The sequence below is a fragment of the Pseudomonas sp. S3_B11 genome (assembly GCF_054667715.1).
The window spans coordinates 4066336-4086500 of sequence record NZ_CP162749.1 but is presented as its reverse complement, the minus strand read 5'-3'; the positions used below and the strand labels follow the sequence as shown (position 1 = coordinate 4086500).

Here is a 20165-nt window from a genome sequence, read left to right as displayed (position 1 = left end):
AATGAGTGGCAACTTCCTCGCTCTGGCTCAGCCAGGCGTGCAACAACTCTCGCCTTACGTTCCGGGCAAGCCCGTGGACGAACTGGCTCGCGAGCTGGACCTGGATCCGGCCAGCATCGTCAAGTTGGCGAGCAACGAAAACCCGTTGGGCGCGAGCCCCAAGGCGCTGGCGGCGATCCGCGACGAACTGGCCGAGCTGACCCGTTACCCCGATGGTAATGGGTTTGCGCTGAAAAGCCTGCTGGCCGAGCGCTGTGGCGTCGAGCTGAACCAGGTGACGCTGGGCAACGGCTCCAACGACATTCTTGAGTTGGTCGCCCGTGCGTACCTGGCACCAGGTCTCAACGCCGTGTTCAGCGAGCACGCGTTTGCGGTCTACCCGATCGCGACCCAGGCCGTGGGCGCGGATGCCCATGTGGTCCCGGCCAAAAACTGGGGGCACGATCTGCTGGCCATGCTGGCTGCCATCGACGCCAACACGCGTGTGGTCTTCATTGCCAACCCGAACAACCCGACCGGCACCTGGTTCGACGCCCAGGCCCTGGACGACTTTCTGCAAGACGTGCCTGCGCATGTGCTCGTGGTGTTGGACGAGGCCTACATCGAATACGCCGAAGGCAGCGATTTGCCCGACGGCCTGGATTTTCTTGCGGCCTACCCGAATCTGCTGGTTTCGCGCACGTTCTCGAAAGCCTACGGCCTGGCCTCGCTACGGGTTGGATACGGCTTGTCCACCGCCGTGGTGGCCGATGTGCTGAATCGCGTACGCCAGCCATTCAACGTCAACAGCTTCGCCCTGGCAGCCGCCTGCGCCGCTTTGCAGGATGAGGCCTACCTGGCCGAAAGCCGTCGCCTGAATGCGGCCGGCATGCAGCAGTTGGAAGCGGGGTTCCGTGAGCTGGGCTTGAGCTGGATTCCATCCAAAGGCAACTTCATCTGCGTCGACCTGGGGCGTGTCGCCGCGCCGGTGTACCAGGGGCTGCTGCGCGAAGGCGTGATCGTGCGTCCGGTGGCCAACTACGGCATGCCGAACCACCTGCGCATCACCATCGGCCTGCCAGCGGAAAACAACCGTTTCCTTGAGGCGTTGAGCAAGGTTCTGGCTCGTGGTTGATGTCACTTCGCTGCAATCTGCTGCCCCTATGATCGGTCGCCTGGTGGTGGTCGGCCTGGGGTTGATTGGCGGTTCGTTTGCCAAGGGCTTGCGTGAAAGCGGCCTGTGCCGCGAGGTGGTCGGTGTCGACCTGGATCCGCAGTCGCGCAAGCTGGCCGTGGAGCTGGGGGTGGTCGATCGCTGCGAGGATGACCTGGCGATCGCTTGCCAGGGCGCGGACGTGATCCAGTTGGCGGTGCCGATCCTGGCCATGGAAAAACTGCTGGCGCGTCTGGCGAGCATGAACCTGGGGCAAGCGATCCTGACTGACGTCGGCAGCGCCAAGGGCAACGTCGTGCGTGCGGCCACCGAGGCTTTCGGTGGGATGCCGGCGCGCTTCGTGCCCGGCCATCCGATTGCCGGTTCCGAGCAGAGCGGGGTGGAAGCCTCCAACGCCGAGTTGTTTCGTCGCCACAAAGTGATCCTCACGCCGCTGGACCAGACGGATCCAGCCGCGCTGGCGGTGGTGGACCGTTTGTGGCGCGAACTGGGCGCCGATGTCGAGCACATGCAGGTCGAGCGTCACGATGAAGTGTTGGCTGCCACCAGTCACTTGCCGCACCTGTTGGCGTTCGGCCTGGTGGATTCGTTGGCCAAACGCAATGAAAATCTTGAGATCTTCCGTTACGCTGCCGGCGGTTTCCGCGATTTCACGAGAATCGCTGGAAGCGACCCGGTCATGTGGCACGACATCTTCCTCGCCAACCGCGAAGCTGTCCTGCGCACACTCGATACATTTCGCAGCGACCTCGACGCCTTGCGCGACGCGGTCGATGCAGGGGACGGGCACCAATTGCTGGGCGTTTTCACACGCGCCAGGGTCGCCCGCGAGCATTTCAGTAAAATCCTGGCCCGTCGGGCCTATGTGGACGCTATGAACTCCAACGATCTGATTTTCCTGGCACAACCTGGTGGCTCCCTGAGTGGGCGTATTCGTGTACCGGGCGATAAATCGATTTCCCACCGTTCGATCATGCTCGGCTCCCTGGCCGAAGGCGTGACCGAGGTGGAAGGCTTCCTTGAGGGCGAAGACGCCCTGGCGACGCTGCAAGCGTTTCGCGACATGGGCGTGGTCATCGAAGGTCCGCACCACGGTCGCGTGACCATCCATGGTGTCGGCCTGCACGGCCTCAAGCCTGCCCCGGGTCCAATCTACCTGGGTAACTCCGGGACCTCGATGCGCCTGTTGTCCGGCCTGCTGGCCGCGCAGGACTTCGACAGCACCCTGACCGGTGATGCCTCGCTGTCCAAGCGCCCGATGAATCGCGTCGCCAACCCATTGCGGGAAATGGGCGCGGTCATCGAGACGGCCGCCGACGGTCGTCCGCCGATGATCATCCGCGGTGGCAACAAGCTCAAGGGCCTGACCTACTCCATGCCAATGGCCAGCGCCCAGGTGAAATCCTGCCTGCTGCTGGCCGGTCTCTACGCCGAAGGCAAGACCACCGTCACCGAACCGGCCCCGACCCGCGATCATACCGAGCGCATGCTGCGCGGCTTCGGCTACCCGGTCACGGTCGATGGCGCCACGGCGTCCGTCGAGTCTGGCAGCAAGCTGACCGCGACCCACATCGAAGTGCCGGGCGACATCTCGTCGTCGGCGTTCTTCCTGGTGGCCGCCTCGATCGCCGAAGGCTCCGACCTGGTGCTCGAGCACGTCGGCATCAATCCGACCCGTACCGGCGTGATCGACATCCTGCGCTTGATGGGCGCTGACATCACCCTGGAAAACCAGCGTGAAGTCGGCGGCGAACCCGTGGCGGACCTGCGCGTACGAGCAGCTAAACTCAAGGGAATCGAGATTCCGGAGGCGCTGGTTCCGCTGGCCATCGACGAGTTCCCGGTGCTGTTCGTGGCGGCCGCCTGTGCAGAAGGGCGCACCGTATTGACGGGCGCTGAGGAGCTGCGGGTCAAGGAATCGGATCGCATCCAGGTGATGGCTGATGGCTTGCTCGCCCTTGGCGTCAAGTGCCAGCCGACGCCGGACGGCATCATCATCGACGGCGGCCAGATCGGCGGCGGCGAAGTCCATGGTCACGGCGACCACCGTATCGCCATGGCCTTCAGTGTTGCGTCTTTGCGCGCCAGCGCGCCGATTCGCATCCATGATTGCGCCAACGTCGCGACGTCGTTCCCGAACTTCCTGGCGCTGTGCGCACAGGTCGGTATCCGAGTGGCACAAGAGGCACAGTCGTGAATATCAAGGCACCGGTCATCACCATCGATGGTCCGAGCGGTTCGGGCAAGGGGACCGTCGCCGGGATCCTGGCCAGGCAGTTGGGCTGGAACCTGCTCGATTCGGGTGCCTTGTATCGTCTATTGGCGTTCGCTGCCGCGAACCATGGCGTCGACCTGACCAACGAAGAGTTGCTCAAGGCGCTGGCCGCTCATCTGGACGTGCAATTCATTGCCGCGACCGACGGTCAGCTCCAGCGCATCATTCTGGAAGGTGACGAAGTCAGCGACGTCATTCGTACCGAAAGCGTGGGTGCCGGGGCTTCCCAGGTCGCCGCGCTGCCGGCGGTGCGCGAAGCCTTGTTGCAACGCCAGCGTGCATTCCAGGAGCCGCCGGGACTGGTGGCGGACGGTCGCGACATGGGCACGGTGGTTTTTCCCGATGCGCCGCTGAAGATTTTCCTCACCGCCAGTGCGGAGGAGAGGGCGCGTCGCCGATATTTGCAGTTGAAGGGCAAAGGCGAGGATGTTAGTCTGTCGAGTCTGCTAGATGAGATCCGTGCACGCGATGAGCGTGACACCCAGCGCGCAGTAGCCCCGCTCAAGCCGGCGGCTGACGCGATACAGCTGGATTCCACGGAGTTGTCCATCGACCAGGTGTTGCAACGCATCATGAGCGAGATCGCCATTCGCGATATCGCCGGGTGACCCGGAAGCCCTGCAGGGGACCAGTCATAGTCCTGTGGTGCTTCCTTTATATGAAACTAACCCACACCGTCTGGGGTGTGGAGGCGGGCGTATTCTTCGCCCTAATCAACAGGAATTAAAATGAGCGAAAGCTTTGCGGAACTCTTTGAAGAAAGCCTGAAAACCCTGAACCTTCAGGCAGGCTCCATCATCACCGGTGTTATCGTTGATATCGATTACCAAGCTCGCTGGGTAACCGTTCACGCTGGTCTGAAGTCTGAAGCACTCATCCCGCTTGAGCAGTTCTACAACGACGCTGGCGAACTGAACATCAACGTCGGTGACGAAGTTCACGTTGCGCTGGACTCGGTTGAAGATGGCTTTGGTGAAACCAAGCTGTCCCGTGAAAAAGCCAAGCGCGCTGAATGCTGGATCGTTCTGGAAGCGGCTTTCGCAGCTGAGGAAGTGGTCAAGGGCGTTATCAACGGTAAGGTTAAAGGCGGCTTCACTGTCGACGTTAACGGCATCCGTGCGTTCCTGCCAGGTTCCCTGGTTGACGTCCGTCCAGTGCGCGATACCACGCACCTGGAAGGCAAAGAGCTGGAATTCAAGGTCATCAAGCTGGACCAGAAGCGCAACAACGTTGTCGTTTCCCGTCGCAGTGTCCTGGAAGCCGAGAACTCCGCCGAGCGTGAAGCTCTGCTGGAATCGCTGCAGGAAGGCCAGCAGGTCAAGGGCATCGTCAAGAACCTCACCGATTACGGCGCATTCGTCGATCTGGGTGGCGTCGATGGCCTGCTGCACATCACCGACATGGCCTGGAAGCGTATCAAGCATCCTTCGGAAATCGTCAACGTTGGCGACGAGATCGATGTCAAGGTTCTGAAGTACGATCGCGAGCGCAATCGTGTTTCCCTGGGCCTCAAGCAACTGGGTGAAGATCCATGGGTCGCTATCAAAGCCCGTTACCCAGAAAGCACTCGCGTCACCGCTCGTGTTACCAACCTCACCGACTACGGCTGCTTCGCTGAGCTGGAAGAGGGCGTTGAAGGCCTGGTACACGTTTCCGAAATGGACTGGACCAACAAGAACATCCACCCTTCGAAAGTCGTACAAGTCGGCGACGAAGTGGAAGTCATGGTTCTGGACATCGACGAAGAGCGTCGTCGTATCTCCCTCGGCATCAAGCAGTGCAAGTCCAACCCATGGGAAGACTTCTCTGGCCAGTTCAACAAGGGCGATAAAATCTCCGGCACCATCAAGTCGATCACCGATTTCGGTATCTTCATTGGTCTGGACGGCGGCATCGACGGCCTGGTTCACCTGTCCGACATCTCCTGGAACGAAGTGGGCGAAGAAGCCGTACGTCGTTTCAAGAAGGGCGACGAGCTGGACACCGTTATCCTGTCGGTTGACCCAGAGCGCGAGCGCATCTCCCTGGGTATCAAGCAACTGGAAAGCGATCCGTTCTCCGAGTACGTTCAAGAGAACGACAAAGGCGCAATCGTTAAGGGCATCGTGAAAGAAGTTGACGCCAAAGGCGCCATCATCACTCTGGCCGACGATATCGAAGCGACTCTGAAAGCCTCCGAAATCAGCCGTGACCGCGTTGAAGACGCGCGCAACGTTCTGAAAGAAGGCGAAGAAGTAGAAGCCAAGATCATCAGCGTTGACCGCAAGAGCCGCGTAATCCAGCTCTCCATCAAGTCGAAAGACGATGCTGAAGAGAAAGAAGCAATCCAGAGCCTGCGCGACAAGCCAGCCGCTGACATTGCTGCTGGTCCTACCACTCTGGGCGACCTGCTGCGTGCACAAATGGAAAAACAGAACTGAGTTCTGTCAGACCATAGAAAAAGGGCGACTTCGGTCGCCCTTTTTTGTGCCTGCGAAATTTCAAAGTTCTCTGCGAGTCGCTGCCGATGACCGTATTCATTCGGGGCGCCGCGAAACCAACCCATCAACCCAGCTGTCTCTTTTATGAAGCGGATCAATAATCTATTCAGGGCGTGGCTCCGACTTGTATAAGTGATCGATCCGGACCTCCGTCTAAAGGAACTGAATGAACAAGCTCTTTCTGGTGTTGAGTGTCTTGGTGCTGGCAGCTTGCTCTACGAACGCCAAGACCCACGCAGTGCGTGGTGTCAGTGGTATCGAGGTCGACTGCTCGGGGTTGGGGTCCGGCTGGGAGAAGTGCCACAAGAGAGCTGCAAGAGAGTGCAAGGGGGCTGGCTACAAGGTGATTACCCGATCCGACGACGCGAAGGATGAAGATCAGTACCCCTTTGGTTTCAATCCGGCTGGCTATCTGACTCGTACGATGCTGGTCATCTGTCGGTAGTACCTCCCTGCTTGCGCGGAAAGAGGCTATTGGGGGAGTCAAGAAGAATGTCAATACTTGGGCTGTTCAAATCCCTCCGGTCATGCTAAAACCTTTTCAAGCGATTTTCCTAGCTGCTTGAAAAAGAAGGGAAAAATATGACGAAGTCGGAGTTGATCGAACGAATTGTCACCCATCAAGGGCTACTCTCATCCAAGGATGTGGAGCTGGCCATCAAGACCATGCTTGAACAAATGTCCCAGTGTTTGGCTACGGGTGATCGTATTGAAATCCGTGGTTTCGGCAGCTTTTCCCTGCATTACCGCGCCCCGCGGGTTGGGCGCAATCCCAAAACGGGTCAGTCCGTCAGCCTCGACGGGAAATTCGTCCCGCATTTCAAGCCGGGGAAAGAACTTCGCGATCGCGTGAATGAAGATGAGGAGGAGGGGGTTTGACGGGCACCACACAAGGAATGATTCATGCGTAATCTCAAGCGCGTCCTGCTCGCGGTGTTTGTACTGCTGGTGATTTTGATTGTTCTAGCCTTTGTCCTGGAAAACCAGCAGCCGGTTGCCTTGTTGTTCCTGGGGTTGACGGGACCACAGTTGCCTGTATCGGTCATCACTGTTGCGGCGCTGCTGATAGGAATGTTGATCGGTCCGTTACTGGGTTGGCTGTTGGGGCGTATGTCGCGGGCATCGCGAAAGCGTCTTCTCTGATCTCTGTTGCGAGTACCTGCTCCAGTCAGTGCTGTATCAAGCTGAGCTGCGCCGAACTTCCTGGCTTGGACGGGGCGGCACACGCCTCATTACGTGGCAAAGACTCTTGCTACCAATATTTCCTATGGTCAGTGTAGGGAGCGCCTGTGTTCTGCCAGCAATAGGCTTGCGGTGCGACTCTTTTTAGCTATCACGTGTCTGATCTTGAGTTTTTTTGCGTTTTAGATGACCTTTTCATACATGCCATCGAGAAGCGCGAAGGTTCGATGATGGGCGTGCCTCGACCAGATTGCCTATTGACAGCGGATGGATTTGCTCCTCAAAACGCTCAGCTCAAGCCTGGTCTCCGAAGGTAGGTGTTGTAGAGGGGTGATGCTATTTTGATGGCATATCTTTATGTTTTCCCAGCGATTTTCTATATCTATTTGGCGCATGAGTATTAATTTCCGGCACTGCATGTAAAATGACCGATAGAAAATTTAGCCCGTTTAGAACCATTGAAGCTGGTTTTCCCATCATTGTTCTTTTCCGCGCTACCTCCTTGCTGAGGTCCTCCGATGACCGGATAGGCCGAAATACGATGACGCGATAGGGCGGATCGGTTGGGGCGTGAAGCTAATCACGCAACATGTGCATCGATGGTGATGCAGAAAATGATTGGAAACATAACTGCGCCCGCTTTCTGAATGCATCTACCAGAAAGGGTATTAAGGATTAGAGTATGGAACTGATTCCCGTAATTTTGTCTGGTGGAGTGGGCAGCCGGTTGTGGCCTGTCTCTCGTGAAGCCCATCCAAAGCCATTCATGGATCTGCCGGATGGTCAGAATCTGATCCAAAAAACCTTTCTCCGTGCGTCGCGACTCAAAGGTGTTGTTGAAGTTCTAACGGTGACCAACCGTGAGCTCCTGTTCAAAACTGAAGATGAATACGGCGCAGTCAATACCCTCAAGCATGCCCAAGGTTTCATCCTGGAACCATTCGGCCGAAATACCGCCGCAGCCGTCGCTGCGGCTGCGCTCCACCTGGAAGCCACCCATGGCCCTGATGCCCAGATGCTGGTGCTGGCTGCAGATCATTTAATTAAAGATGAAAAAGCCTTTGGTGCGGTCGTAGACCACGCAATGGCTCTGGCCGCCGAGGGCTGGCTGGTGACCTTTGGTATCCAGCCGACCTATCCTGAAACAGGTTTTGGTTATATCGAAGCACAAAAAAATGCGCCGTTGACGGGGGGCTTGAAGGTTGCACGCTTCGTAGAAAAGCCCGATCTGGAAACCGCACAAAGCTATGTCAGCGCAGGCAATTACTACTGGAACTCCGGAATGTTTTGCTTCCGCGTGGGTTCCGTGCTCGAAGAACTCCGTCAGCATGCTCCGGACGTCATGGCGGCCGTCAGCAAGACGATCGAGGCGTCACGCCTCACCTCGTCTAAAAATTACCGCTGCCTGGCGCTGGACGCTGAAACCTTTGCCGATGTTCCTGACATTTCCATTGACTATGCACTGATGGAGCGGTCCTCGAACGTAGCGACCATTCCTTGCGATATCGGTTGGAGTGACATCGGTTCTTGGAATGCCGTGAGTGAGTTGACCGAGCCTGATGAAAACGGCAACCGTTTTGAAGGCGAAGTGTTGTCCCACGGTTCTCGAAACAATTACGTCAACAGCGAAGATCGGCTGACTGCGTTGGTTGGTGTTGAAAACCTGCTGGTAATTGACACGCCGGACGCGGTAATGATTGCCCATAAAGACCACGCCCAAGACGTAAAGCATATCGTCAATCAACTGAAGGCGTGCCACCACACTGTCCATCTGTTGCACCGCACAGTCCATCGCCCATGGGGGACTTATACCACGCTGGAAAATGGCGAACGCTTCAAGATCAAGCGCATCGTTGTGAAGCCCAAGGCTTCTCTATCCCTGCAAATGCATCACCACAGAAGTGAACATTGGATCGTCGTCAGCGGGATGGCTCTGGTCATCAATGACCAAGAAGAATTGATGCTGAACACCAATGAGTCCACCTTCATTCGTGCTGGCCATCAGCACCGCTTGATGAACCCGGGTGTCATAGACCTAGTGCTCATTGAGGTGCAAAGCGGTGATTATCTTGGTGAGGACGATATTGTTCGTTTCGAGGATAATTACGGTCGCGTCGATAAGTAACGACATTGAGCCCGATGCGAGCCCTGCGCCTTGTGAGGGCCGCGCGCCAGCGGCATTAGGCCCTGGCGGTCCATTCTTGCCGGTGCCGCCTCTGGGCGGCATCGGACATTTCAGCTAGCGAGTAGTATGTATCCTCCTATCGTGACGCAATGCTTCAAAGCCTATGACATTCGTGGTCAGGTTCCAGCTCAACTCAACGAAGACATCGCCTATCGCATAGGTCGTGCACTTGTGGCTGAGTTGCAGGGAAAAACCTTTGTGGTCGGCCAGGACATGAGACTCGAAAGCCCGCCCCTGGCGACAGCCCTGATGCGCGGTATTACCGAGGCGGGCGCCGATGTGATCGACATCGGGCTGTGTGGCACCGAGGAAGTTTATTTTGCCACCAGCCATTACAAGGTCGACGGCGGTGTAATGATAACCGCCAGTCACAATCCCAAAGGCTACAACGGCATGAAACTCGTCAAGGCCGAGTCTCGCCCTATCAGTGGCGACACTGGTCTCGACGCCATTCGCCTACGCGTCGATCAGGGAGACCTGGGCACCGTTGCGGCACAAAAAGGCGCGGTTCGTCAGGCCTTCGACAAGACTGCCTACATCGACCATTTGCTCACTTACGTCGACGTCAGCGCCCTAAAGCCTCTCAGGATTCTCGCCGATCCGGGTAATGGCGCTGCAGGCCCTGTGCTACAGGCGCTGGCTGCACGACTTCCGTTGCAGTGGGTGTTTATCAACGAGGTGCCTGATGGCCACTTTCCGAATGGTGTTCCGAACCCGCTGCTACCTGAAAACCGTGAGCTGACTCGTCACGCACTGCTGGCAAATCAGTGTGACATGGGCCTGGCCTGGGACGGTGACTTCGATCGATGCTTCTTCTTTGATGCGGATGGTCGGTTCATCGAGGGTTACTACCTTGTCGGCTTGCTGGCCGAAATGCTGCTCAAGCAACACCCCGGCAGCAAAATCATCCACGACCCGCGCCTGACCTGGAATACTATCGAGCAGGTTGAGCAGGCGGGTGGTATCGCCGTTCAGAGCAAAACCGGACATGCGTTCATCAAGGAACGCATGCGCGAGGAAGACGCGGTATATGGCGGGGAGATGAGTGCCCACCACTACTTCCGCGATTTTGCGTATTGCGATAGCGGGATGATTCCATGGTTGTTGGTGGCAGCATTGATTTCCGAAACGGGCGAAACGCTTGCGCAGCTAGTCGCGAAGCGAATCGAAGCGTTTCCGTGTAGTGGGGAGATTAACTATCGCGTGACGGATGTGAATGAGACCTTAAGAAAGGTGCTCGAACACTTCCGGCCGAGCAATCCGCTTGTTGATGAAACCGACGGGATCAGCCTTGAGTTTGGCGATTGGCGCTTCAGCCTGCGAGGATCCAACACGGAGCCATTGCTACGGTTGAATGTGGAGAGTCGTGCGGATGAAAAACTTGTTGTGCGCTATGTGGCGGAAATTGCTGGTTTGATCCAGGGATAAGTAGTTTAAGTAGATTTGATCTGGATTCTCATCTCTGGGAGCGCAACCGTATCGTTTGCCGGAGGCCTTGAGCCTTAGCTGTAAATCCCGTGATTCAGGATCGCCACGAGTGAAGCAACTTGGCTTTACTTTTACCAGGAGTCAGGAATGTTGGAGTTGTTCAAAAGCCTTTGGGATTACCGTGGGTTCGTTTTTTCATCCATTCATAATGAATTTTCTGCCCGTTTTGCTCGTAGCCGTTTAGGCGGTCTGTGGATGATTATCAACCCTCTGGCCCAAGTCGCCATTTATGCTCTGGTGCTCTCCAACGTGCTGGCAGCAAAGCTTCCCGGGATCGACAACAAGTATGCGTACGCCCTCTACTTGATGGCGGGCATGCTGGCATGGAGCCTATTTTCGGAGATCATCGGTCGCTGTTTGACCTTGTTTATCGACCAAGGCAACCTCATGAAAAAGATGCGCTTTCCGCGTATTACCTTGCCGGTAATTGTCGTGGGATCGAGCCTGCTCAATTATGTGTTGCTGTTTGTTGCGCTGTTGGCGGTTTTTGCTCTGTTGGGTCAATGGCCGCACCTTGAAATGCTATGGCTCATCCCGTTGACGCTTGCAGTCACTGCTCTGGCAGTTGGCATAGGCTTGATTCTCGGCGTTCTGAACGTTTTCATTCGGGACGTAGGTCAAGTGGTGCCCATCCTGCTGCAAGTCTGGTTCTGGTTCACCCCGGTGGTTTACCCGGTCAATATTATTCCTGAAAACTTCAGAAGCTACATGGACATGAACCCCATGTTCCCGATCGTCAGCGCTTATCATGACATTTTGGTATACGCCAAAACCCCCGATATCCAGCAAATTGCAGTGACCACTGTTATTGCCTTGGGCTTGATGCTGTTGGGGCTTTTTATGTTCCGCCGGGCCGCGCCGGAAATGGTGGACGTGTTATGAGCCTGCTGACCGTAAACAACCTGGGCAAGGCTTATCGCGTCTACGCCTCTGAACTTCAGCGCATTGGCCGTTGGTTTGGGCTGCCCACCAAACCCAGTGAAGAGCATTGGGTGCTCAAGCACATCAACTTTTCCATCAGGCCGGGAGAAGCCATCGGTATCGTTGGCCAAAACGGTGCGGGAAAATCTACGCTGTTGAAGATGATTACCGGAACCCTGCAACCCACGGAGGGCAGCGTTCAGGTTAATGGCCGCATCGCTGCCATTCTCGAGTTAGGCATGGGTTTTACCCCTGATTTGACCGGTCGCCAGAATGTGTACCACGCCGCCGGTTTGATGGGCTTTGGCGCTGAGCAGATCCACCAGGCCATGCCAGAGATCGAGGCTTTTGCCGAGATTGGCGAATACTTCGACCAAGCCGTGCGTACTTATTCAAGCGGTATGCAGATGCGCGTGGCGTTTGCCGTGGCGACAGCGTTTCGTCCAGACATCCTGATCGTCGATGAAGCCTTGTCGGTGGGTGACAGTTATTTCCAGCACAAGAGCTTTGAGCGTATTCGCGAGTTTCAGCGTCTGGGCACGACGTTGTTGATCGTGTCCCACGACCGAGGCTCGATCCAGGCGTTATGTGACCGGGCGATCCTGCTCGAACACGGTACCGTGATCAAGGATGGCGCGCCGGAAGAGGTGATGGATTACTACAACGCTATTATCGCGGCCAAGGAAAACGCCACGGTTACAGTCATCCAGCGCGAAGATGGCAGTGTGCAAACTCGCTCTGGCTCGGGCGAGGCAAGCATACGTTCGGTTAGCCTGCACAATAGCGTGGGAGAGCCGATCGAATACGTACAAGTTGGCGAAAGTGTCAGCTTGAAAATTGATGTGCAGATCAACAGCGATATCCCCGAGTTGGTTACCGGTTACGCGCTCAAGGACCGTTTGGGCCAGACGGTCTTTGGCACCAATACGCATCACTTGGGCTGCAAACTGGAGAGTCTGGCGGCGGGGCAGACAATGCAGTACCGCTTCGACTTTGAGGCTAACTTGGGAGTGGGCTCGTATTCAGTGGCGGTTGCGCTGCACACCACCCAGAATCATATTGCCTGTAACTTCGAGTGGCAGGATCTGGCACTGGTGTTCAATGTGGTGAATGTCTCCAAAACGGAATTTGTTGGGCTTGCCTGGTTGCCGCCAACAGTGGAAAACAGCAAATGAGTAAGAATTTTTACCGGGCGTTTGAAGATATCCATCGCGGTAGTCGCGACTTGATCAGGAAACGTCAAGAGGTCTATCTGCCTTTTATCAACCCGCTCAAAGCATTGTACCCGCAGTGCCTGGCGCTTGATTTGGGTTGTGGCCGTGGCGAATGGCTGGAGTTGATCCAGTCGCAAGGCTTTTTACCTCGTGGTGTTGACGTCGACGAGGGCATGCTGCAGGCATGTCAGGCGCTCGGCTTGCCTGCCGAGTACGGCGACGCGCTGGAGGCGCTGGCCGCGCTGGGCGATGAGAGTCAAGTGGTGGTGTCGGCGTTCCATTTGGTTGAGCACATACCGTTCACCAGTTTGCAGCAGTTGGTCAGTGAGGCGCTACGGGTGCTCAAACCGGCGGGTCTGTTGATTATGGAGACGCCGAACCCGGAAAACCTATTGGTTGGCACTAATTCTTTCTACCTCGACCCGACCCACGAAAAACCCATACCACATTTGTTACTCAGCTTTTTGACCGAGTACACGGGATTTTCGCGCTCCAAGTTGGTCCGTCTGCAAGAGTCGGCTGCGTTGCATGACGTGCCGCAACTTACCTTGATGGAAGTGTTGGACGGGGTCAGCCCGGATTACGCGATCATTGCGCAGAAGACGGCGGGAGTCGAACAGTTGGCGGTTTTCGATCCTTACTTTGACCGTACTTACGGTTTGAGTCTGGAAACCTTGGCAGAGCGTTATGAACAACACCTGGAGCGGCGCTTCCGGGCAGCGCTTGAAGACAGCTCTTTGCAGCAAATACAGCACCTAAAGGAAATACAGCATGAGGTTGCCGGCATGTCAACCGAGTTGCAGCGACAGAGGGTCGAGCTGTCAGCCGAGTTGCAGCGCCAGAGTGTCGAACTGTCAGCCGAGTTGCAGCGCCAGAGTGTCGAGCTGTCAGCCGAGTTGCAGCGCCAGGGTGTCGAACTGGAAGCCGTGTCGCAGCACCAGAATGTCGAGCAGGTAGCCGAGTTGCAGCGTCAGAGTGTCGAACTTGAAGCCAAGTTGCCGCGCCGGAGCGCTGAGCTGGAAGCCAAGTTACAGCGCCAGATTGTCCAATTGGAAGCGGAGTTGCAGCAGACCCGTCAGCAGCGTGATGAGGCGTTGGCCCGGACTCACGAATTTTGGCTACAAAGTTGCGCCGATAACAGCCGCGTGCAAGCGTTGATGAGGAGCACTTCCTGGCGCCTTACTGCGCCTTTGCGCCGGTGCACAAGGTCCGTGCGCTGGTTGGGCAGTAGCTTTGCCCGTTTGCTGAAAAGCGGGGCGCGTCGAATCGTGGTCGCAGGGCTGCGCCATACCCTCGGGCGCCCGGCTTTGCGTCGGCGACTCAATGCCAGCCTGAATCGTTATCCCCGTTTGCATGAAGCCCTCAAGCGCTTCGCCCTCAAGCGTGGGCTAATGGTCAGCGCATCCGTTTCTCGCCATGAAACGACGAACAGTGAAGTACCGCAGCACCTGGAGGGCCTGTCGGCGGGTGCTCGCCAAGTGTATTACGATCTGAAAAAAACTACCGAACAGAAGGATCTGCGCTGATGCGTATTGTTATTGATATGCAGGGCGCTCAAGCCCGTCTCACCCGGCTCGACTCCTCGTGCTACATCACCAGATTGGCACGCGCGTTAGCCCTACAGTCAGGCGAACATGAGGTCATCCTGGCCCTAAGTGGGCTGTTTGATGGGACCATCGAAGCGATTCGCGCGCAGTTTCATGGAGTTTTGCCGTCCGAAAATATCCATGTGTGGTCGGCACCTGGCCCGGTGAATCGGCTTGATCCGGATAACGAAGGACGGGCGAAAGCCGCTGAGTTGATCCGTGAGGCGTTTCTGGCCAATCTCAAGCCCGATTTGGTGTTGCTATCCGATGTGTTTGATAGCGCTGACAATGAGTTGATTTTGACTATCGGCGTATTGGAGCAGTCCATGCGCAGTGTCGTCGTGTTGGAGTCTTTGGGTAAGTCCCATGCTGGCGAGGTGACGCCACGGGGCTTGTATCGGGCGCAGCAGATCCAGCAAATCCGTCGTGCAGAGCTGGTGATGGTCATACCGCCGCTGGATCCTCAATATGTCAGCCAGGCGCTGGGGGTGCCTGCTGTTCAGGTTAATGCTCTATCGGCGAACCCCGCGACCGGTTTCGAAGAAGAGTCATTGCAGGAGGACGTTGGGGCTGTCTTAGCGTTGTTGGCGCGAGGGACCATGCGACAGGGGAATGTCAGCACCAGTGGTTTGCGACGGAAGTTGGCTTATGTGTCGCCACTGCCACCCCAAAAAAGCGGCATCGCCGGGTACAGCGCAGAGTTGTTGCCCGAGTTAAGCCGCTATTACGACATCGATGTGGTGACCGATCACCCCCAGGTCAATGATCCTTGGATCCTGGCTAACTGTCAGGTGCGCTCGGTGGAGTGGTTCCGCCAAAACGCCTCGCGCTACCAGCGGGTTATTTACCACTTCGGTAATAGTCCGATGCATGCCTTTATGTTTGAGTTACTTGACGAGATTGCTGGAGTCGTCGTCTTGCACGACTTCTATCTGAGCGATGTTCAGTGGTATTGCCAGGTCCATGGGATAAAACCCGATGCCTGGATTAAAGAGCTGTATCAGGGACATGGCTACAAGGCGGTGGATGACTTTCATCGGGACGGGGTGCATAGCACGTTGTCCAAGTACCCGGGCAGCCTGGGGGTGATTAATCAGGCACTAGGAGTGATCGTGCATTCGAATTACTCCGAGTCGTTGGCGCGTCAATGGTATGGTGAAAGGGCTCGCTGTTCGGCGATCCCACTTCTGCGTGTGCCTGCGATGAACCAGGACCGCGAGCGCGCCCGTGCAGCCCTGGGCTTGAGCAGTGACGATTTCGTTGTGTGTAGCTTTGGCTTTATGGGCAAGACCAAGCTTAATCATCGATTGTTGGCCGCGTGGGAAAACTCCCCGTTGCTCCGCCAGGACTCCAACTGCAAGTTGTTCTTCGTCGGTCAGAACGAGGCGTCAAACTATGGCGAAGACATCGAGCGGCTAATCAAGGAACGCCAACAGCCTTCTAGCGTCAGCATTGTTGGTTGGACCGACGCGTTGACCTATGAGCAGTATCTAGCCGCTGCAGACGTGGGTGTGCAGTTGCGTGAACTGTCGCGCGGCGAGACCTCAGCGGCAGTGCTCGATTGTCTCAATTACGGTCTGGCCACGATCATCAATGCCAATGGTGCCATGGCTGATCTGCCGGATGACGTGTTGATCAAGCTGGAAGATGATTTCAGCGACGTGCAACTGACTCAAGCCTTGGAATGGCTCCGCAGCGAGCCTGCGGCTCGTGCTGGTCTGGGCGATCTAGCCGCCACATATGTGCGAAGCGCCCATGCGCCCGCATTTTGTGCCCAGCGCTATTTCGAAAGTATTGAAGCCCATTATCTTGATTACAGCCGTTATCAGACGTTCACGTCGGCGGTGGGGCATGTGGTCACTGATTATAGCGAGAGCGTGGATATCGTTGCGATGTCCAAAGCCATTGCACTCAACCAGCCGCCGGCCGTTGGCTTGCGCCGCATATATGTTGACGTCTCTGCCATGATACGGGTTGATTTACGCACCGGTATTCAGCGTGTGGTCAGGGCATTGCTGCTGGCGCTGATTGAATCGCCGCCCGCTGATTATCTGTTTGAACCGGTTTTTCTGAGCGATAGCGGGGGCGATTGGCATTGGCGTTATGCGCGCAATTTCATGCTTTCGTTGATGGGCTGCCCGACCGGATGGTTACTTGATGAGCCAGTAGATATGCAACCTGGCGAGCAATTCCTGGGCTTGGACTTCTCTGGCTCCTTTATTGTCGAGGCAGGCAAGCGCGGGGTATTCTCCCGTTTGCGCGAGCGTGGGGTGAAGACTTCTTTCGTAGTCTATGACCTGATCCCGATCCAGTTCGAGGAGCACTTTCCTGCGGGCACCAAGGAAGGTCATGCCGATTGGCTATACGAGGTTTCCAAGGCCGATGCAGCGCTATGTATCTCTGCCTCGGTGGCTGCTGACCTGCAGCGCTGGGTTGCCGTCCATGGCGCACCCCGTTTGTCTCCCTCTCCCTTGCAGACGAGTTGGTTCCATCTAGGTGCTGATTTGGCCGCATCGATGCCGTCCAACGGTTTGGTACAAGGCGCCAATGAGGTGCTTGAATGCCTGCGTAGCGTACCGAGTTTCTTGTCGGTGGGCACGATTGAGCCGCGCAAAGGGCATACCCAAACTCTTGCAGCCTTCGATCTGCTATGGGCCCAAGGTGAGCAGGTCAATTTGGTTATTGTGGGCAAACAAGGCTGGATGGTTGATGCGTTGTGCGCGCGCTTGCGCAACCATCCGCAATTAAACAAGCGTCTGTTTTGGCTTGAAGGTGTCAGCGATGAGTACCTGGAAAAAGTCTATGCGGCGGCGTCCTGCTTGCTGGCCGCTTCGCAAGGTGAAGGCTTCGGATTGCCGCTGATTGAAGCTGCGCAGCATAAGCTGCCGATCCTGGCGCGTGCCCTGCCGGTGTTTCGAGAGGTCGCCGGCGAGTATGCGGCGTTCTTCGAGGGTGACAGTGCGAAGAGCTTGGCCGACGCAATTACTCAGTGGTTGGAGGATTATCGTGAAGGCTCAACCATTGAGTCAGTTAACATGCCATGGCTAACCTGGAAACAGAGTGCTGAGCAATTCAAACGCGCTTTACTCGCCCCCCAATCTCCTCAGCCAGTAATAAACAAGACGACTGCGCAATACGCGTGATAATTTTTTAAGCTCGACGAGCTAATCAAGTGTATGCGATCCATGAACTCCACCTTTTAAAGGTGGGGCGTGAAGCCATCTTGGTATTTTGCGGCGTACAGTGCGACGGCAGCCAGGCTTCGAAGTCTTCTACTGCTACAGCTTGCGGCAACCGTTCAAGTGCGTGGCGCGGCCACGCATAGGACTCTTGGTGTTTGGCTTTAGCCGTCTCGACCAAACTGTAAAGTTGAGCGCTGGCCGGCGCGCCTTCGGGGGCGCTGAACAGCCAGTTCTTGCGCCCGCTCACGGTCACGCATCAAAAAGAGCCAATTGAGGGGGGGCTCTGGATCGACTGCCGCGCATGGAAATCATGCCGTGAACTATAGAATCAGACGACAAATCGAGGTGTCGAAACCTGATATGGGCTGTTGCGCCACAGATCAAAGTCTTGAAAGCACAGTAGCAATATACAACTCGGTCCTGCGTGTCGGAATTGAGCGAGGCTGAATAATGAATGGGACTGTTTTCTTATTTCATAATTAGAGACCCGCGCAGTGCGGGCTGAACAGTATTCAAACTCCCGGCGCTATTGTGGAACTACTTTCCACTGATTGTTGACCGCCGGGTCCCGTACTAAACGATAAGCCTTGGCATCAGCCCTGGGCGGTGACTCGAACCAACCTGAAATTGCAGCCTCGTTGGGAATAGAAAAATTCTTTTCGATTGTTTGGTATATCAGGTTGCCGTTTATATGAATCGGCTGACCATCTATCCGTACTACATCGCCGTCGCGGACCCCATCGAAGATACCGCTCTGCATGGCGGATACCAAGGAGTCACGTGGTTCCCTTAACACAGAGTCCCACGCTGCTGACTGGTGCATGTTCATCGTCCAGTTCAGTGCAATTCCAAGACCAACCAATGGAACACAGGCTATCGCCCATTTTGCAATTGCGCCCCGCGAGAACTGATCTACAGCGGCTGCAAGAAGAAACGCAAGTCCGAAGCATTGGTAGTAGACCGGAATGTGTGCATAGCCCCAAGTCAAGCCTAATTGATACTTGGCTGAGATAGAGATCAGCACTGGAGGCACAAGTAGAAGCATGCCTGCTGCGAAAATAGGCAGGAGCATCACGGGCTGTTTTGTAGGTTCACGCCTAAGTACAATGATTGCTATAGCTGACCACAGGATCATAACTGCCCATGCGAGTTGACTTGTGGAAGCTGCACTGAAAAGTTCGCTCGGAGGGAATTCGTTTTTTCCTGCGGATAAGTAAAAACTCCCTGGAAGCGTCGCGAATAGCTGTTTAAGGAATGTCGCCGGTACAGCACTTAAATTTCCAACTTCAGCGCCTGCATAAGGGGTCAGTGCTATTTGCTTTACATAGAGATTTGCGGTGATGAATATGATAAATGGCACGACAATTATGGCGGTATCGCGAATTTTTCTTGAATGGTTAGAGGTAAGTATCGTCACGATTGCAATCGGAACGTAGACGGAATTAATTTCATAGAACGTCATTGATAGAGCGGCTATTAACGAAGATGCGACTAGCCATGCTGCGGATTTGGTTTTGTGCCACTTGTGAAGCGTCAAGAGGGATGACGTGAGGAGGATTCCAACGCCTTGGCTAAAACCGGCGAATGCGGCCAATGGATCCGCCGAGTCACGTATTTGCAGTAAAGCCAATAAAGACAAAATAAAAAAACCGATTGTTCGCCAAGATATACCAATTCTACGTAGTAATAGGATGGTGAGGCTTACATGCGCAATGAACATCGCCATGTCCGCCAATCTGACAGCAAGCTCGCTCTTAAATATGTAGAAGAAGCTGTAGATCACAGGCCAAGGTAAAAGAATTCTTCCGTATTCAACAAGCCACGATCGGATAACGCTGCTTGAAAATTCAATGACGCTGGAATCGAAGCGATTGATCAATCCCCATGTCTGACTGTTCAAGGCATCGTCAGCCCAGAAGCCGTTTTTTGAATACGGCAAAAGAATGATGGCTATCAGAACAGCAAAGAGTGATCCGAAAGCTATTTTTTTTAAACTTCCATGCGTTGTGCGCATTGCTTATTTGGCTCGCTGGTATGGGGTGGTGAGACATACTAGACTAGCTAGGTACTTCAAACTAGCTGCGCCTGGCAATCGGAATTCGTCGAAGTGTCGTACGTACGAGTCGAGGTTTCCATTAACGTGCCCTGCCGCCATCGTGCAATCCGATTTGCTCGCACGGGCCGATGCTCGATCGGGGGACTGAGGAGCGGGAACTGAGGAAAGTGTAGACCGCGCCAGGATAGCCGGTCTGGTCTTCGAGTCGTCCTATACTGCCTTGGTCAAATAGAGGGGGGAGCTGGTGATTGAAGGATTTGGCCGAGAGGACACTGGTTTACCCGTAGCATATGAGTCTCCCCTTGCTGGCAATGGGCTGCCAGTTGCTTTTTGTCTCTATATCAATGGCGCGACGGGTGGACTCAGTCAGATCGGCCTTCGTCTTCTGCGATGTAGTCTGCAGTATCCCGCATTTCCGATGAACCCAGCGTGCATCTCCATCA

Annotated in this window: 14 protein-coding genes and 1 pseudogene; 13 read left to right on the top strand and 2 right to left on the bottom strand. The window is 55.7% G+C overall.

Annotated features, from left to right (window positions below; translation table 11 throughout):
- The first annotated feature begins 1 nt into the window (after position 1).
- From hisC to AB4O22_RS18255, 13 genes are all read left to right on the top strand, one after another.
- A complete protein-coding gene (gene hisC, locus AB4O22_RS18315; RefSeq protein ID WP_069971057.1) occupies positions 2-1114 on the top strand; it encodes a histidinol-phosphate transaminase in 1113 nt (370 codons plus the stop codon).
- Positions 1115-1142: 28 nt separating this feature from the next.
- Positions 1143-3350, top strand: a complete 2208-nt coding sequence (locus AB4O22_RS18310; protein ID WP_460097726.1) for a bifunctional prephenate dehydrogenase/3-phosphoshikimate 1-carboxyvinyltransferase — start codon at positions 1143-1145, stop codon at positions 3348-3350.
- Positions 3347-4036: a (d)CMP kinase gene (cmk, locus tag AB4O22_RS18305; RefSeq protein ID WP_014337227.1), complete on the top strand. Its 690-nt coding sequence runs from the start codon at positions 3347-3349 to the stop codon at positions 4034-4036. Before AB4O22_RS18310 ends, cmk begins: the two co-directional genes overlap by 4 nt.
- A gap of 120 nt (positions 4037-4156) precedes the next feature.
- The gene (gene rpsA / locus AB4O22_RS18300) at positions 4157-5848 is read left to right on the top strand and encodes a 30S ribosomal protein S1 (protein ID WP_058543229.1); all 1692 of its coding nucleotides are present in this window, start codon (positions 4157-4159) and stop codon (positions 5846-5848) included.
- Between the two features lie 226 nt (positions 5849-6074).
- Complete coding sequence (locus AB4O22_RS18295; protein WP_460096906.1) at positions 6075-6353, top strand: hypothetical protein; 279 nt, start codon at positions 6075-6077, stop codon at positions 6351-6353.
- Between the two features lie 137 nt (positions 6354-6490).
- Positions 6491-6787, top strand: coding sequence for an integration host factor subunit beta (ihfB, locus tag AB4O22_RS18290; protein WP_003218804.1), 297 nt, complete (start codon positions 6491-6493; stop codon positions 6785-6787).
- 24 nt (positions 6788-6811) lie between these two features.
- The gene (locus tag AB4O22_RS18285; RefSeq protein WP_223472923.1) at positions 6812-7051 is read left to right on the top strand and encodes a lipopolysaccharide assembly protein LapA domain-containing protein; all 240 of its coding nucleotides are present in this window, start codon (positions 6812-6814) and stop codon (positions 7049-7051) included.
- Positions 7052-7772: 721 nt separating this feature from the next.
- Positions 7773-9215 (top strand): mannose-1-phosphate guanylyltransferase/mannose-6-phosphate isomerase, encoded by a 1443-nt coding sequence (locus AB4O22_RS18280; protein ID WP_223472924.1) that lies wholly within the window; start codon positions 7773-7775, stop codon positions 9213-9215.
- 126 nt (positions 9216-9341) lie between these two features.
- Positions 9342-10703 carry a phosphohexomutase domain-containing protein gene (locus AB4O22_RS18275; RefSeq protein ID WP_431482031.1) on the top strand — a complete coding sequence of 454 codons (1362 nt, stop codon included), beginning with the start codon at positions 9342-9344 and terminating at the stop codon, positions 10701-10703.
- Positions 10704-10850: 147 nt separating this feature from the next.
- A complete protein-coding gene (locus AB4O22_RS18270; protein ID WP_223472925.1) occupies positions 10851-11645 on the top strand; it encodes an ABC transporter permease in 795 nt (264 codons plus the stop codon).
- Entirely contained in the window at positions 11642-12859 is a 1218-nt protein-coding gene (locus AB4O22_RS18265) for an ABC transporter ATP-binding protein (RefSeq protein WP_431482033.1), read from the top strand. The genes AB4O22_RS18270 and AB4O22_RS18265 overlap by 4 nt, the downstream gene beginning before the upstream one ends.
- On the top strand, positions 12856-14424 hold the full coding sequence (locus AB4O22_RS18260; RefSeq protein WP_223472927.1) for a class I SAM-dependent methyltransferase: 1569 nt from the start codon (positions 12856-12858) through the stop codon (positions 14422-14424). Before AB4O22_RS18265 ends, AB4O22_RS18260 begins: the two co-directional genes overlap by 4 nt.
- Complete coding sequence (locus tag AB4O22_RS18255; protein WP_460096904.1) at positions 14424-17627, top strand: glycosyltransferase; 3204 nt, start codon at positions 14424-14426, stop codon at positions 17625-17627. Before AB4O22_RS18260 ends, AB4O22_RS18255 begins: the two co-directional genes overlap by 1 nt.
- A gap of 25 nt (positions 17628-17652) precedes the next feature.
- Here the strand turns inward: AB4O22_RS18255 and AB4O22_RS18250 are convergent.
- Positions 17653-17913 (bottom strand): annotated as a pseudogene (locus tag AB4O22_RS18250) (transposase domain-containing protein); the annotation flags it as partial.
- A gap of 279 nt (positions 17914-18192) precedes the next feature.
- A complete protein-coding gene (locus AB4O22_RS18245; protein WP_460096903.1) occupies positions 18193-19680 on the bottom strand; it encodes a hypothetical protein in 1488 nt (495 codons plus the stop codon).
- Between the last annotated feature and the right edge of the window lie 485 nt (positions 19681-20165).